General features: G+C 51.9%; 14 protein-coding genes. 9 read left to right on the top strand and 5 right to left on the bottom strand.

Features of this window, described 5'->3' with window-relative positions:
* The first annotated feature begins 43 nt into the window (after positions 1 to 43).
* Positions 44 to 1,468, top strand: coding sequence for a PLP-dependent aminotransferase family protein (locus ACIDF8_RS00140; protein WP_412008629.1), 1,425 nt, complete (start codon positions 44 to 46; stop codon positions 1,466 to 1,468).
* Between the two features lie 38 nt (positions 1,469 to 1,506).
* On the opposite strand, the gene ACIDF8_RS00135 is transcribed toward ACIDF8_RS00140, so the two are convergent.
* Entirely contained in the window at positions 1,507 to 1,854 is a 348-nt protein-coding gene (locus ACIDF8_RS00135) for a hypothetical protein (protein ID WP_412008628.1), read from the bottom strand.
* 248 nt (positions 1,855 to 2,102) lie between these two features.
* On the opposite strand from ACIDF8_RS00135, the gene ACIDF8_RS00130 reads away from it, so the two are divergent.
* Positions 2,103 to 3,941: an alpha-amylase family glycosyl hydrolase gene (locus ACIDF8_RS00130; protein ID WP_412008627.1), complete on the top strand. Its 1,839-nt coding sequence runs from the start codon at positions 2,103 to 2,105 to the stop codon at positions 3,939 to 3,941.
* 104 nt (positions 3,942 to 4,045) lie between these two features.
* Here ACIDF8_RS00130 and ACIDF8_RS00125 read toward each other — a convergent pair whose 3' ends face one another.
* From ACIDF8_RS00125 to ACIDF8_RS00115, 3 genes are all read right to left on the bottom strand, one after another.
* Positions 4,046 to 4,492 carry a DoxX family protein gene (locus tag ACIDF8_RS00125; RefSeq protein WP_412008626.1) on the bottom strand — a complete coding sequence of 149 codons (447 nt, stop codon included), beginning with the start codon at positions 4,490 to 4,492 and terminating at the stop codon, positions 4,046 to 4,048.
* Positions 4,476 to 6,194, bottom strand: coding sequence for a DUF692 family multinuclear iron-containing protein (locus ACIDF8_RS00120; protein ID WP_412008625.1), 1,719 nt, complete (start codon positions 6,192 to 6,194; stop codon positions 4,476 to 4,478). Before ACIDF8_RS00120 ends, ACIDF8_RS00125 begins: the two co-directional genes overlap by 17 nt.
* A 72-nt stretch (positions 6,195 to 6,266) precedes the next feature.
* On the bottom strand, positions 6,267 to 6,536 hold the full coding sequence (locus ACIDF8_RS00115; protein ID WP_194748904.1) for a hypothetical protein: 270 nt from the start codon (positions 6,534 to 6,536) through the stop codon (positions 6,267 to 6,269).
* A gap of 212 nt (positions 6,537 to 6,748) precedes the next feature.
* Here ACIDF8_RS00115 and ACIDF8_RS00110 point away from each other — a divergent pair, with 212 nt between their 5' ends.
* The 3 genes from ACIDF8_RS00110 (at position 6,749) to ACIDF8_RS00100 (ending at position 9,384) form a co-directional block, all read left to right on the top strand.
* On the top strand, positions 6,749 to 7,612 hold the full coding sequence (locus tag ACIDF8_RS00110) for a bestrophin family protein (RefSeq protein WP_412008624.1): 864 nt from the start codon (positions 6,749 to 6,751) through the stop codon (positions 7,610 to 7,612).
* A gap of 129 nt (positions 7,613 to 7,741) precedes the next feature.
* On the top strand, positions 7,742 to 9,070 hold the full coding sequence (locus ACIDF8_RS00105) for a chloride channel protein (RefSeq protein WP_412008623.1): 1,329 nt from the start codon (positions 7,742 to 7,744) through the stop codon (positions 9,068 to 9,070).
* A 77-nt stretch (positions 9,071 to 9,147) separates the two neighbouring features.
* A complete protein-coding gene (locus ACIDF8_RS00100) occupies positions 9,148 to 9,384 on the top strand; it encodes a DUF2789 domain-containing protein (RefSeq protein ID WP_412008622.1) in 237 nt (78 codons plus the stop codon).
* Positions 9,385 to 9,410: 26 nt separating this feature from the next.
* Here the strand turns inward: ACIDF8_RS00100 and ACIDF8_RS00095 are convergent, their stop codons facing one another.
* Positions 9,411 to 9,614 carry a hypothetical protein gene (locus tag ACIDF8_RS00095; protein WP_412008621.1) on the bottom strand — a complete coding sequence of 68 codons (204 nt, stop codon included), beginning with the start codon at positions 9,612 to 9,614 and terminating at the stop codon, positions 9,411 to 9,413.
* A gap of 151 nt (positions 9,615 to 9,765) precedes the next feature.
* Between ACIDF8_RS00095 and ACIDF8_RS00090 the strand changes: the two genes are divergently transcribed.
* The 4 genes from ACIDF8_RS00090 to ACIDF8_RS00075 all read left to right on the top strand — a co-directional run bounded on the left by ACIDF8_RS00090 (position 9,766) and on the right by ACIDF8_RS00075 (position 14,925).
* Entirely contained in the window at positions 9,766 to 10,626 is an 861-nt protein-coding gene (locus ACIDF8_RS00090; RefSeq protein ID WP_412008620.1) for a hypothetical protein, read from the top strand.
* A 115-nt stretch (positions 10,627 to 10,741) separates the two neighbouring features.
* Positions 10,742 to 11,257: a hypothetical protein gene (locus ACIDF8_RS00085; protein ID WP_412008619.1), complete on the top strand. Its 516-nt coding sequence runs from the start codon at positions 10,742 to 10,744 to the stop codon at positions 11,255 to 11,257.
* 354 nt (positions 11,258 to 11,611) lie between these two features.
* On the top strand, positions 11,612 to 13,717 hold the full coding sequence (gene ovoA / locus ACIDF8_RS00080) for a 5-histidylcysteine sulfoxide synthase (RefSeq protein ID WP_412008618.1): 2,106 nt from the start codon (positions 11,612 to 11,614) through the stop codon (positions 13,715 to 13,717).
* Positions 13,714 to 14,925, top strand: a complete 1,212-nt coding sequence (locus tag ACIDF8_RS00075) for a MalY/PatB family protein (protein WP_412008617.1) — start codon at positions 13,714 to 13,716, stop codon at positions 14,923 to 14,925. The genes ovoA and ACIDF8_RS00075 overlap by 4 nt, the downstream gene beginning before the upstream one ends.
* Positions 14,926 to 14,927 lie beyond the last annotated feature (2 nt).

Raw genomic sequence — 14,927 nt, 5'->3', positions numbered from 1 at the left:
CGTATAATGGCAAGCATCTTCACACCCGCAAGCCTTGCCATCCATGAAGCTTTACGTCTCGTTTGCCGCCCGCGTCCGCGCCATGATTGATGAAGGCGTATTGCGGCCAGGCGAAAAAATCTTCTCGGTGCGGCAAGCCAGCCAGCAATATGGCTTGAGCATCAGCACCGTGTTGCGCGCCTATTTATTGCTGGAGCAAGAAGGCATTATCAGCAGCCATCCGCAATCCGGTTACTACGTGACTCCGCGCAAACGCCTGCAGCAAAAGGCCGCCTCACCGCTGGCAAAAGACCTGAATCTGGCCGAAGTCGATGCCAGCAAGTTAGTCCTCACTACGCTTAAATCCATCCGCGAATTTGGCACGGTGCCACTGGGCTCACCATTCCCTGATCCACAGCTATTTCCGCTCAAAAAAATCCACCAGTATGAAAAGGCGCTGACCGATGACCAGGGCGAGTGGGGCGTCTTGAGTGATTTGCCTCCTGGCAACGAGCTATTACGCCAGCAGATTGCGCGGCGTTACCTGACGCATGGCATAGATGTGTCGCCCGATGACATTGTGATTACCCACGGCGCGACCGAGGCGATTACGCTATGCCTGCAAGCGGTGGCCAAAGCGGGGGATACCATCGCGCTCGAATCGCCCGGCTACTATGCACTGGCACATACCGTCGAACGCCTGGGTATGAAGGTCGCCGAGCTGCGCACCGATCCGCACAGCGGCATAGACCTTGATGCTTTGCAGGCGATGACCAATAACGTGCGCATCGCCGCCGTTATCCTCACCACCAACTTCCAGAATCCGCTGGGCTTTGCCATGCCAGAAGCGAAAAAACAAGCCTTGGTCAGCTTGTTGGCCGCGCAGCAGATCCCGCTGATTGAAGATGATGTCTATAGCGAGCTTTATTTTGGCGAAGTGCCGCCACGGCCCGCCAAAGCGTATGACCAGCAAGGCATGGTGTTGCATTGTTCGTCTTTCTCAAAATCACTGGCGCCTGGTTACCGCGTCGGCTGGACCGTGGCCGGGCGCTACCGCCAGGAGGTTGAGCGGCTGATGTTCCTGAATAGCCTGTCGCTGCCTTCGCCGCCACAGATTGCCATCGCCAAATTCATGCAGCGCGACAGCTTTGAGCAACACCTCAAGCAATTAAGACACACCTTGCGCTCCAATTACGTCTTGATCCGTAATGTGATTGAACAAAGTTTTCCAGCGGGCACACAGCTTTCTGTGCCGCAAGGCGGCTATGTCATCTGGGTAAAACTGCCAGCCAGCGTGGATGCGCTGGCCCTTTACCGTGCCGCGATCGACAACGGCATCACGGTGGCACCTGGCACGATTTTCTCGCGCAAAAAAGACCTGACCCACTACATCCGGCTCAACTTCAGCCATTTGTGGACGCTGACCATAGAGCAAGCGGTACGGGAGATCGGCATACTGGTCTGTGATATGGATGCGCGCTTAGTTTGATCTTCCCGCACTTCTACAGCCACGACGCTACTCACCCGTCATACGCTTTTTTTCTTGAATACCGGTTGCTCAAAGGCATTTTGATAGGTTTGTAAAAGTTGCTCCCCCTGCATTAGCGTCACTTCAAATTGCGCCAACGCAGGCAAATCAAAAAGCATCGCTTTCTCATCCGCGGCGTGGTATGTCAAACCGACATGAATACCATGTTCCATATGCAACTCATATCGCTGAACATGCTGATGGGGCGTACTAGCATCTATTCTGGAAAAGCCCAGTACTCGCATGGGGCGACAGGCGATAAACCAGTATTTCTCCTTACACGCCTGATCTACAGAAGCGGTTAATTCCTGATAAACCTGATTGGCAAAGTCGATTGTGGATAGCATGGCTTAATAAATATAAAAATTAATAACTTGTTAAAATTTATAAACACATTATCCATTCGGTGCTAGAACTACTTATCAGCACTAAGCTGAATTTATCGTCAGAATCGTCTGTCAGCAACTGCTGACAACCATATCAGAAAATAATGACTATCTTTAGCCACCTTGGCAGCGTAACTTCAGTTTAACCAAATTACCCATCACCGATATCGCAAAGTTGTTTTTGCTATTTTTATGCCAGGAGTCTCACTATGACCGCTCAACCTTCAAAGCCTGTTATCGAGACCCTGTCTGGAATGGGTGCAATTCCACATCATGAGGGCGTGGCATTCAGGGTATGGGCTCCGCACGCCCAGCAAGTGAGCGTTATTGGCAACTTTAATGACTGGCAAGCGGGCCAAGACGCCTGCTTTGAGGAGGGCAATGGCTACTGGTATGTGAACATTCCGCATGCCCAAGCCGGGGATGAATACCAGTTTCACCTCATTGCGAATGAGCAAGCGTTACAGCGCATTGACCCCTATGCAAAAATCGTTACCAATTCTGCAGGCAATGCCGTAGTGCCACCGCAGGATTTATTTGAAAGTCGGTCTAAGCCGTTTCAAATGCCCCCCTGGAACCAACTGGTGATTTACGAGCTGCATATCGGGACCTTCAACACTCAAACTGGCGATGCCAACAATGATAGCCAAGCGCAACAGGTTGGCAACTTTGATACAGCCATTGAACGCTTGCCTTATCTGAAAGCGCTGGGAATCAATGCCATTGAAATCATGCCGATTGCAGAATTTGCAGGTGACTATTCCTGGGGCTACAACCCGGCACATCCGTTTGCCATTGAAAGTGCCTATGGTGGCGCTGAGGCGTTCAAACGCTTTATCACCGCAGCCCATGAGGTGGGCATCGCGGTAATTGTCGATGTTGTATATAACCACTTTGGCCCCTCTGATATTAGCTTATGGCAATTTGATGGCTGGCATGAAAACGATAAAGGCGGCATTTATTTTTATAATGATGACCGTTCATCTACCCCCTGGGGCGAAACCCGCCCGGACTATGGTCGCAGCGAAGTGCGCCAATATATTTTTGATAACGCCATGATGTGGCTGGGGGATTATCATGCAGATGGCTTGCGGTACGACATGACCCTCTATATCCGCAGTGTTTCGGCAGATGCCCGTCAGCTGATTGCCGAGGGCTGGAGCTTGCTGCAATGGCTGAATGGCGAAATTCAACAGCGCTATCCTGGCAAAATCACCATCGCTGAAGACTTACAAAATGATGCGAAACTGACACAACACCGCGAAGATGGCGGCGCACATTTCGGCAGCCAGTGGGACGCGGGCTTTGTGCACCCCATCCGCCAGGTCTTGACCGAGATTGAAGATAGTCACCGCTCCATGGCTGCGGTCCGCGATGCCATGCTCAACCGCTACAACCAAGACGCCTTCCAGCGCGTCATTTACACCGAATCCCACGATGAAGTGGCCAATGGCAAACAGCGCCTGGTGTCAGAAATTGATGGCAATGATCCCCCTGGCCGTTATGCCATCAAGCGCAGCTGTCTAGGCGCAGCCCTGGTCATGACCGCCCCCGGCATTCCCATGTTATTTCAGGGTCAGGAATTCCTGCGCGACCAATGGTTTAGAGATGACCGACCGATAGACTGGCAACGTGCCGAACAATACGCTGGGATTGTTGCGCTCTATCGCGACTTGATCCAGCTCCGCCTGAATAGCGCCGGGGACACAGCAGGCCTCAGCGGACAAGCCATTGCGGTCTACCATGTCAACGACCAAGACAAACTGATTGCCATGCACCGCTGGGCGGCAGGCGGTGCTGGCGATGATGTGATCGTGGTGTTTAACTTTGCCGAGGGCCGCAAAGAAAATTATGTCATCGGGCTGCCACAACCCGGCATATGGAAACTCCGTTTTAATAGTGACGCCAAGCACTATCACGCAGACATGGATGAAACCACCTCCAGCGACTTGACCGCCGAAAACACCAGCCTCGATGGATTTGCCCATGCTGCACCGATTACGATCGGCGCCTACAGCTGCCTGATTTATTCGCAAGACAAGACTTAAAAATAAAAATTAAGGAATAAACCGAATAAGTGGCTATATGGCCGGTATGCCCGGCCGTGCTACCCACGTTTGAACACTCGCAATCGCAAGATTCAAGCAATGGATCACTGAAGGCGCCGCGTTAGCAAGTAGTCCAGCGAGGCCTTGCCTGCGCCGCAAATCGCCAACCAGGTGAACACGGCAAAATAGGTCGCCTCTTCAAAGCCGAGCAAGGTTTCCAGCGAATCAATATCGGCCAGTTTTGCCGAAATAATCGCGACCACCATCACCACCGCCAGCGCTCCGCCACAAATGCGTGTCATCAAGCCCAAGATCAGGCCCAAGCCGCCAAAGCACTCCCAGCCTGCCACAAACGGCGTCAAAATTTCCGGGTAAGGAATGCCCCAGCTTTGAAAGTTTTCAATGATCGCTGGCAAATTTGTCAGCTTGCCCCAGCCTGTGAGCATAAAGGTATACCCCACCACCACCCGGGCGACCAATGGGCCTAGCCATTCAAAATGCGAGGCCAATTTTTGTGGCCAGGCAATCAATAAGTCAAAAAATATACGCATGTGTTTCCTCCTGTTGCGGATGAGTAAGCTGCATGGCTGTCGCTTCAATCGCTGCTGAGGCCAGCAAACCATTTCTCATCCATTTTGAAAAATAAGCCATCACGGCAGGCCCAGCTTCGTCGTCCAGTGCAGATAACGCCTCGCCCACTGTCGCGCCGCTAAATAATCTGCTTAGCAGCGTAAACTCCTGTGCCTCCAGCGTCATGCGCCAAACCACATCCTCATGGCGGTACACCACCAGATACTCGTCAGCGGGGTCGGCACCAGGTGGCGGTGCTTCGTCCATCACCGCCTGATAGTAAGCATTCACGCCGTAGTTAAACTGCACCAGCGTTAATGCAGCCCGAGGCATCAGTTGCAAGTCCATCAACCCCTCCGGCGTGAGTCCCTGTAGTTGCGAAGCTTGCAGCACGGGGGTTTCAGCAGGGTCGGTCATTTGCGCGACCAATGTTTCCAGCTGGCAAAGCGCGTGGGCAAAGCCATCTTCCGGCAACACTGTTTGTATAAAAGAGGGGAGCTTGAGGGCAAAGCGGCCGATATTAAAATGGTCGGGCTGTACCGCTGCAATAAACGCCCACAGCAGCGCGTCAAATACAGGGGCAGTCAGGTAGTGCGCCAACACCGGATAATCTTCGGCCACCACATCAAACAAGCGGTAACGGTAAGCTTCGGTATACACCGCTAATTGTGCTTGTGGCGCAAAGTCATCCTTGGCGCGGATCCAGTCTGCCGGGCGGCTATCCAGGCGATCGCCCAGCACAATGGCTTGCTGTAAGTGGGTTTGCGCCTGCAGTAAAGACGACTGCATGGCGGGGGTAGATGCCGCAACCGGCTTGGCGGTGTCTGGCAAGGCATAGACGCTGGCCTGGCTAGCTACTTGTCGGGCTTTGTCCAGCTCAGCGGCCAACACCGGAAATTCTGGAATCTGGTCATCCCACTCAATCATGGTATTCGGCACGCGGCCTGCCCGTTGCACCACATATTGATACAGCCCCCACACGGCATCCGTCACATGGTCATCATGCGTGTCTACGATATGGCTGCCTTTGTTGCGGTGCCCCGAAAGATGCACCTGAATGACCCGCTCTAGTGGCAAGGCATCCAGATAGGCTTGTGCATCCAGCCGGTGGTTGTAGCTTGTCACATACACATTATTCACATCCAGCAGCAAATGGCAGTCGGCCGCTTGCGCCATGGCCGCAATAAATTCGGCTTCCGGGATTGTGGAATGCTGGAACTCCAGGTAAGTCGATGGGTTTTCGAGTGCAACTCTGCGTCCGAGCCGGTCCTGCACCTGCCGAATCCGCTGCACGATATGTTTGAGCGATTCTTCGGTGTAGGGTAGCGGTAGCAAATCATGGGTATTTTTATGTGCCACGCCGGTCCAGCATAGGTGGTCAGAGATCCAGGCGGGCTGCACCCAGTCAATCAGCGCCTTGAGCTTGGTCAGGTAGTCAGAATTCAAGGCATCTACACTGCCGATAGACATCGACACGCCATGCATGACGATCGGGTATTGCTCCTTGATACGCGCCAGGTTGCGCTTGGGCTTGCCGTCGGTATCCATAAAATTTTCCGAAATAATTTCAAACCAGTCCACCTGCGGCTGCTGTTCAAAAATATACGGGTAGTGCGTGGGCCTAAGGCCCAGTCCAAAGCCCAGATTGGGCAATGCATTTGTTACAGGATTGGTCAGCAGCATGACAATTCACTCCTTGCAAAGCGGCAGGGCCACTGCCCCGCCACCTTGAAATGATTCAAGAAAATGACCTGCTTACTTGCTGCCGTCCGTCGCGCATGAACCATGCCCCTTACATGCATTTTTGCCATCGCCGCCCTGGCCTTTGCAGGAATTTTTGCCCTTGCACGCATGCTTCTCTTTACCGTCCGCGGTTTTGCAGTTGGCTTTTTCCATCTTGGCGTTATCTTTGCCATTGCAGCCAGACTTGCCTTCATCGCCCGCAAACGCAGGGCTTGCGCTCATCACCGTTGCAGTGAATAAGCCTAACAATGCTGCGCTGGCCAATTTTTGAGTCGTTTTCATACTATCTCCTAAGGATTCAATTAAAAAAAGTGAAACAGAAAATGTGTTCTGCAACCCTTAGTCGAGGTCAATGAGGCGGCCTTACAGATTTTTTGAAAATAATTTAAAAATAATTGCGTGATTGGGAAAGTCCGCCAAAACCGCGCGGTGCTGACACCAAAAAGTGTATGACTGCCATGTTAAACTCAAGCCAATATTTCACTGGAACACGCATGATTCAATACAACCCCAAAGACTGGCTGACCTTCATCTTCCGCTTTCACGAGTCCGATACTTTCCGCCAACTGATTCCGATGATGTTATTGATCGGAGCGTATGCCGGGGGCATTGCCTATCTTGAAATCGAATACTGGAAACTGGCAGACAGCAGCCATGTCAAAAACCTGTCGCTGATACACACCACCGTCGGTTTTGTCTTGTCCTTGTTGCTGGCCTACCGCACCAATACCGCTTACGACCGCTGGTGGGAGGGCCGCAAGGCCTGGGGGGCGCTGGTCAACAATAGCCGCAACCTGGCGATCAAGTTATCCGCATACCTGGGTGATGACCATGACCGTGATTTCTTCAGGAAAATTATTCCCACTTATGCTGCCGTACTTTCCAAGCATTTGATGAATGCTGAGGTCAGCAAAATGCTGTTTGATGGCCTGGACCTTGCTATCGACCATCATGAACACCACCCCAACCAGATTGCCAAGCACCTTTTTCAAAAAGCCAACGAGCTCTACCGCACAGGCAAAATCAGCGGCGACCAGTTGTATCTGATCAATGACGAACTCAAAGCCTTCACCGAGGTGTGCGGTATTTGCGAACGGGTCAAAAACACGCCTATCCCCTACTCCTACAGCGCATTCATCAAAAAATTCATCTTCTTTTATGTGATGACTTTGCCATTCGGTTTTGTGTTTAGCCTGGGCTACTATGTGATTCCGGTAGTGGTGTTTATTTTTTATGTGTTAGCCAGCCTGGAGTTGATTGCAGAAGAGATTGAAGACCCGTTTGGCACCGACACCAATGACTTGCCGACGGTAAAAATGGCGGCAAACATCAAAAAACACGTCGAAGAGTTACTTTAGGCTAGTGAATAAGTATTGATACTCATCATATTTGCTATGATAGTGCTGTGTCTGTTTTAAACCGCTCGTGTAACCGCAACTGGTTGAGGCAGCGCAGACCTTCTTCAGCAACTCTGGCAGCCGCACCCCATGCTCAACGCCCTGAAAAATAGCCTTGAATCCATCAATATGACAGACGTGCATGCCTGGATAGGCCGTCTGGTTATCTGGACCGCAGCGACCATCACCGGCCTCATGATTGTCTTGTTTGCCCGGGCCACTGAGCATGCCATTGCTTTTTTTTACGACCTGCAATCCGCCGTCTGGTGGCTACCGCTGATCATTATGCCCTTGGTGGGCATTTTCATTGTCTGGGCGACCAAGCGCTGGTTCAACGGTGCAGCCGGGAGTGGTATCCCGCAGACCATGGCGGCGCTTTCTTATGCAGAACAGCAGCCGATTGGCCATTTGGTATCAATAAAAATTGCCCTCTCCAAAATGTGCCTGGTCACGCTCGGCCTGGCTGCCGGGTTTTCGGCAGGCCGCGAGGGGCCGTCCGTGCAGGTGGGTGCCAGCATTATGCATGCATGCCGCCGTTTTTTGCCGCAACACTTTCAGTTGGACCCCAAACACCTGATTCTGGCCGGGGGTGCCGCAGGTATCTCAGCTGCATTTAATACGCCGCTCGCCGGCATTATCTTCGCTATTGAAGAGCTCAGCCGCAAATTTGAGCAAAGGACTAATGGCGTGATGATTTCGGCAATTGTGCTATCCGGCCTGGTTTCTATTTCCCTGCAAGGCAACTACACCTATTTTGGCAGCCTCAAGGTAAGCCCGATTGATACGGCCATCCTGCTGCCTGTGCTGATTAGCGGGCTGGTGTGCGGCGTGTTTGGCGGCCTCTTTAGCAAAACGCTGATCGAGCTGACAGAAAATCTGCCTGGCAAAATCACCAGTTTACGCTTGCGCCACCCGCTGTACTGGACAGGCTTTTGTGCACTGCTGGTAGCAGGGCTGGGTATCGTCAGTCATGGTGCTGCCAATGGCTCGGGCTACTCACTGACCAAGGCCATGCTCAATGGCTCGATCAATGAAACCTGGTACTACCCCATCGTCAAATACCTGTCCACCATCTTCACTTACCTGAGTGGCATCCCCGGCGGCATCTTCGCCCCCGCACTGTCTATCGGTGCGGGCATAGGCTACGACCTGGCCAGTATTTTTCATTACCCTCACCTCACTATTGCATTCAGCGCACTGTGCATGGCCGGCTTTCTGGCGGGGGTCACGCAGGCGCCCATCACCTCCTTTATCATCGTCATGGAAATGATCGATGGCCATGAAATGGTGATCAGCCTGATGGCGGTTTCACTGATTGCGACCGTCACCTCACGCATTTTCAGCCCGCCGCTTTACTCGGTACTAGCCAGGCAGTTTCACTATGAGGGCCCAGCGCAAAAACGGCTGGAGCAGACCTGAGCCGTGCCTAAAAATCGCGCTGAGCGAAGCCATTGTTCAAACCAGACGCCAATCATCAAACTTTAAGGAGCCGTGTTATGGAAGCCTCACTACATACACTAAATCACCTGTTTGCCCAGCTCGGGCTGCCTAACAGTGATGATGATATCGAGCGTTTTATTCAAACTCACAGCCAACTGGCCGGCCCCGTTTCACTGGCGGATGCGCCAAATTGGACGCCCGCCCAGGCGACGTTTTTGCGTGAAGAGATCTTAAAAGATGCCGATTGGGCAGAGGTGATAGACCAGTTGAATGCGCGTTTGCACGGGCAATAGTCCAATCGCATGGAGTCATCCAACGCTTACTTTTGCGTAAACTTGTCATCTTCCAGCATTTCACCTGGTTTAACCTCGGGGGTATTCTCAGGATCAATCCCCGGCTTCTGGATGCTATTTCCCAAGTGATCTTTCATCCCTTTTTGTCGGTGCTTGCCGTCATCTGCCGGGTTTACAACCATTGATTTTTCTTCCATGCCGTCGACCGGCACCGCTGAATCAAATGCCATCATCATCTCCTTGATTTGCCAAATGCTTATGATCGTGAAACCATGGCTAAATGTTTATCAGTGGCTGCTGATCCTGCTGTGGGAGTTTTCAGCCCGCCTAAACACCGCTGCCAGGGCCAAACTCAGCGGCACCCATACTTAAGCGCATGACATGACACGACCTTACGACTTCAACCTGCCCCCTAGGTATACCAGCCTCAGGCTGCAAGACTTAAGCATCGCCGAGCAAACCAGGCTGCTGCCGCAAGTCTTTGCCCTCGCCGGGGAGCAATACCCGGAATGGCCAGCCGAGCAATTGCACAACTGGCTCGCTGCCTTGGCAGGTGGTAATGAAAACGGCACCAAAATGGCCGTCTCAGTGGTGCTGGATGCGCAAGGCGACGTGATTGCCACTAGCGCACTGGAGTTATATGGCAATGGCACGGCCATGATCAACTACAGCCTGGCCAGAAAAAGTGCCCAAAATGACTTCGCCCTGATTTACGCGGCAACTAAAGACATAGCGGCGGGCATTCAAGCGTTACAGGCCCAAGGTGAAACCATCCATTTTGTTGGCAAAGAGCATCATTTAAAAAGCGTACGCGCCATCGCCGGTTATTATGCCGTTGGCCAGGTGCCGATTGACGGCCCCACCTCGCTACTCACCGCCAAAGTGAAATATTACGAAGTTGCCTATGGTGACCCAAAACAAGTTGAAAACCAGGCCAAGATAGACCATGCGTTGATGCTGGCGGACCCTAAGGCGGGCTACAGCCAAGAGGAAGATGTGCATCTGTGGCTGCTGGGTGACTTTACTCCCAGCGACCCAAACAAGCCGCTGGCCGAATCCCTTAGGGCGCTGGCTGAAGCCTATGCGCGAGAACACAGCATCTTCCGCGATCAAGATATTCGGCTGGACCCTGGCTATCTCTCACTCCACCAGCTGGCGGACCATTTGCCAGCGACGGCCACCTACCAACAAGCAGTACAAGCCTCGGCATGGGGTGCCGCACAATGGATGGGTTTGGTCTGATTAAACATGAAGAATTATAATTACTTGCAAATACTCAATATACTATTGATTTTAAGAGAGTAGTGTAAAAACTTGACCCAAACATTCTTAACTTTACCTAACGAAGGATTGCTTAATGAAAAACGCGGTGTCTCTTCAAGGCTCCCTTGATAATCTGTGCGGCATTTATTCAATTATCAACATCATCAAGAAATTACACAATTTAAAAGAAAAGCATGTTGAAGAGATTTTTTCTAAGATTATTGTTGAGTTAGATGACAATGAAAAACGATTGTCGACAATTATTACTCAAGGCCTAAATTCAAAAGAATTGAAAAGTATTTTTGGGCTAAAAATTGTTGAAGAAAAAATAGAAAGAATATCTAGTACCAGATCTGAGACACTGGATATTTTTTGGGATACTTTAATAGAACAAAGTGAGAAGGAAAATCGCGCAATTCTCTTAGGAATCAGCGGAAAACATGACCATTGGACAGTTGTTGATAAAGTGACTGAGAAGCGGATAACGCTACTCGACTCAGATAATATCCAATATATTAATAAAAGTAACTGTGCGATTAAGGGGCATAACGACAACCAAGCTTTGCATATCCTACATCCTGCCCAAACGTATTTTTTCTGCAAAAAGTAATGATGCCCCCTCTCTAGAGCGCTAACATTGCTGGCGAAAAATTACATACAAGACCGCAACATCCTTCCTGAAAAGATATCCGTTAGACCCAGGCTACCTCTCACTTCGCCAGTTGGCGGACCATTTGCCCCCAAATGTAACGTATCAGCAAGCCGCGCGCGGTGCCGCGCGATGGATGGAATGAAAGATATCCACCGATATTGTTTTTCGTGCAAATTGAACCAATCTTTTCCATTCTTATTCAATAGACTTGCGCTCGCTGCAAAATGTCTAGTAGTGGCACCCGCATCGCCCTGATTGTCAGGCTTTCATAAACAGACCCAAACCTAAAACAGACCAATAACGATTCATCATATGAGCAAGCATCTCCATCGAAGTATCCGGTTAAACAGTCCTCAAACGCCGCTGACCCGTGAGCAGGTAAGGGCTTACTTTCATGAAACCTCGGATATTTATGAATCTTTATTTCAAGTCCTGACCAGTGACGAGGCCTATTACGTCAAGCCGATTGCTCTCAGGCATCCGCTGATTTTTTACTACGGCCATACCCATACGTTTTTTATTAACAAGCTAATCCTGGCCGGGCTGATCTCCGAACGGGTGAATCCCAAGTTTGAGTCCATGTTTGCCGTGGGTGTGGATGAAATGAGCTGGGACGATGTGAACGAAGCGCACTACCAATGGCCGACGCCTGCCGAAGTGAAAGCCTACCGGGCACGTGTGCGCGAAGTGGTGGATGGCTTGATCAACACCCTACCGCTGGATACACCGATAGACTGGGACAGCCCGTGGTGGCCGATTTTAATGGGTATAGAGCATGAGCGTATTCATCTGGAAACTAGCTCGGTACTGATCCGCCAACACGCCCTCAGCTATGTGCAACCCTCAGCCGCCTGGGCACCCTCTTCTGCGCTGGCGGTTGCCGCCCCTGAAAATACCCTGGTACAGATTCCCGCCCGCGAGATCGTCCTTAATAAATCAGAGGATTATTACGGCTGGGATAACGAATACGGTCATTTCCACACCCACTCTCCGGCATTCGAGGCGGCCAAATACCTCACTTCCAATGCCGAGTTTCTGCAATTTGTGGAAGCAGGTGGCTATCAGGCGGATGAATACTGGCAAGAAGAAGGCCTGGCCTGGCGGCAATTCACGCAGGCCGAACACCCCACCTTTTGGATCAAACATGCCAATGGCTGGAAACTGCGCCTGATGACAGAAGAAGTCGACATGCCATGGAGCTGGCCGGTCGAAGTCAATTACCATGAGGCCAAAGCATTTTGCAATTGGCTGGCTGCACAAACCGGCAAACCCGTACGCCTGCCCACCGAGCATGAGTGGTATAGTCTGTATGAACATGCCTGCCTGTCAGACGACAACATCGCCAATGGCAACCACGCCAACCTGTTTTTAGACCATGGCGCCTCGTCTTGCCCGGTCAATCAGTTTGCACAGGGTGAGCTGTATGATGTGGTGGGCAATGTTTGGCAATGGACAGAAACGCCGATCTTCCCGTTTGATGGGTTTAAAGTACACCCCTTGTACGATGACTTTACCACCCCGACCTACGATGGCCGTCATAACCTGATCAAAGGCGGCTCGTGGATTTCAACCGGTAACGAGGCGATTAAACACTCACGCTACGCGTTTCGCCGCCACTTTTTTCAACATGCAGGATTCCGCTATATTGTGACTGACACGCCCGTGACCCAAAAAGATGCCTATTACGAATCAGACAAACAGTTGTCCGAGTATGCCGAATTTCATTATGGCGACAGCTATTTTGGCGTGCCTAACTTCTCCAAAGCCTTGAGCGACTACGCCTTGCAGCATTTGCAAGCCAAGCCCAAGCGTACCGCACTGGATTTAGGCTGTGCCACCGGGCGCGCCACATTTGAACTGGCCAAACAGTTTGATCACGTCACCGGCATCGATTTTTCTGCCCGCTTTATTGGCCTGGCACTGCAAGCAGCCGAGCAAGGCGTGTTGCGCTATACCATGACCAACGAAGGCGACCTGGTCAGCTACCAGGAACGCACGTTGAGTGCGTTGGGGTTAGACCAAGTAGTCGACAGGGTCGCATTCTGGCAAGGCGATGCCTGTAACCTCAAGCCGCAATTCAGCGGTTACGACTTTATTCTGGCAGCGAATTTAATTGACCGCCTGTATAGCCCGCGCCAGTTTTTGAGCAGCATTCACGAACGACTGAATATGGGCGGTGTGCTTATGATCGCCTCGCCTTATACCTGGCTGGAAGAACACACGCCACGTGAAGAATGGATAGGCGGCTACAAGCAGGATGGGGAAAATGTCACCACGCTGGATGGATTAAAAGCCTTGCTGGGCCCACACTTTAAACTCATGCAAGACCCGGTAGAGATTCCATTTGTCATCCGCGAAACCCGCCACAAATTCCAGCATACGCTGTCAGAAGTGACACTCTGGGAGCGCGTGCGTTGACCAGCCGCTTTGACCATCCCGTCGCGCGTGAGGGCAGCGGCGCATTAAAATTCGATGGCCGCCAGCAGACCTTTGGCACCACTGAGGTCATGCCGATGTGGGTGGCCGATATGGATTTTGCCGTGCCCGAAGCAGTGACCAAAGCCTTGCAAGCGCGCATTGCGCATCCGGTGTTGGGTTATTCGCTGGCGCCAGACAGCCTGTATCAAGCGTTGATAGATTGGCTACGCACCAAACATGATTGGCAAGTGCCACGTGAGTGGATCGTGCTCACGCCCGGTGTGGTGCCTTCGTTGAATATGGTGGTCGCGGCTTTGACTAAACCAGACGATGGCGTGATTGTGCAACCGCCGGTGTATTTTCCGTTTTTCTCAGCGGTCACCGGGCAACAGCGTCAACTCATTGAAAACCCGTTACGCCTGATAGATAACGCAAGCCAGCCGCACGACCAGATGGATATGAACCACCTGGCTACGTGTGCCCAACAGGCGCGACTGTTATTGCTGTGTTCACCGCACAACCCGGTGGGCCGTGTGTGGCAAACGGCAGAAATGGAAACCATTTTAAGCATCGCTAACCAGCATGATTTAATCATCCTCTCCGATGAAATCCATGCCGATTTAGTCTATGCCGATGCACACCACCAGCCCTTGAGCCGCCTGGCCATGCAGGCTGAAACCGCCGAACAAACAACGCAGTCGCACCGCGTGATTACCGCTGTCTCGCCCAGCAAAACTTTTAACATCCCCGGCCTGGGGCTCTCAGCCTTGATTGTGCCTAGCACCACCCATCGGCAGGCCATTCAACGCCACCTCAATACGCTAGGCATCTCGGTGACCAACCCGCTCAATATGGCCGCCTTTGAAGCCGCCTACCGCGGCGGTAACGACTGGTTAAATGAGTTGATCCCTTATTTGCAAGCCACTCGTGATGCGGCGGTAGCCTATATTCAAACAGAGCTGCCGAAGATTAAAGTCATCTCCCCGCAGGCCACTTATCTGCTGTGGCTAGATTGCCGCGCACTCCAGCTGAATGACGACGCATTGAAACGCTTTTTTATTGAAGAAGCGCAGCTCGGCCTCTCGCCTGGCGCCCTGTTCGGTCATGGCGGTGAAGGCTTTATGCGCATGAACATAGGCACCAGCCAAGCCAATGTGCTAGCAGCGCTGGCGCGATTAAAAGCTGCCATTACCCGCCATGCTGTTTAACA

The organism is Methylophilus sp. 3sh_L, from assembly GCF_046766015.1.
Taxonomy (GTDB): domain Bacteria; phylum Pseudomonadota; class Gammaproteobacteria; order Burkholderiales; family Methylophilaceae; genus Methylophilus.
This window is presented reverse-complemented; position numbering and strand designations above follow the sequence as displayed.

Bases quoted from the DNA above. Each gene is read 5' to 3' on its own strand.
- ACIDF8_RS00140 (WP_412008629.1), top strand. From the start codon at position 44: ATGAAGCTTTACGTCTCGTTTGCCGCCCGCGTCCGCGCCATGATTGAT.
- ACIDF8_RS00135 (WP_412008628.1), bottom strand. From the start codon at position 1,854: ATGCTATCCACAATCGACTTTGCCAATCAGGTTTATCAGGAATTAACC.
- ACIDF8_RS00130 (WP_412008627.1), top strand. From the start codon at position 2,103: ATGACCGCTCAACCTTCAAAGCCTGTTATCGAGACCCTGTCTGGAATG.
- ACIDF8_RS00125 (WP_412008626.1), bottom strand. From the start codon at position 4,492: ATGCGTATATTTTTTGACTTATTGATTGCCTGGCCACAAAAATTGGCC.
- ACIDF8_RS00120 (WP_412008625.1), bottom strand. From the start codon at position 6,194: ATGCTGCTGACCAATCCTGTAACAAATGCATTGCCCAATCTGGGCTTT.
- ACIDF8_RS00115 (WP_194748904.1), bottom strand. From the start codon at position 6,536: ATGAAAACGACTCAAAAATTGGCCAGCGCAGCATTGTTAGGCTTATTC.
- ACIDF8_RS00110 (WP_412008624.1), top strand. From the start codon at position 6,749: ATGATTCAATACAACCCCAAAGACTGGCTGACCTTCATCTTCCGCTTT.
- ACIDF8_RS00105 (WP_412008623.1), top strand. From the start codon at position 7,742: ATGCTCAACGCCCTGAAAAATAGCCTTGAATCCATCAATATGACAGAC.
- ACIDF8_RS00100 (WP_412008622.1), top strand. From the start codon at position 9,148: ATGGAAGCCTCACTACATACACTAAATCACCTGTTTGCCCAGCTCGGG.
- ACIDF8_RS00095 (WP_412008621.1), bottom strand. From the start codon at position 9,614: ATGGCATTTGATTCAGCGGTGCCGGTCGACGGCATGGAAGAAAAATCA.
- ACIDF8_RS00090 (WP_412008620.1), top strand. From the start codon at position 9,766: ATGACACGACCTTACGACTTCAACCTGCCCCCTAGGTATACCAGCCTC.
- ACIDF8_RS00085 (WP_412008619.1), top strand. From the start codon at position 10,742: ATGAAAAACGCGGTGTCTCTTCAAGGCTCCCTTGATAATCTGTGCGGC.
- ovoA (WP_412008618.1), top strand. From the start codon at position 11,612: ATGAGCAAGCATCTCCATCGAAGTATCCGGTTAAACAGTCCTCAAACG.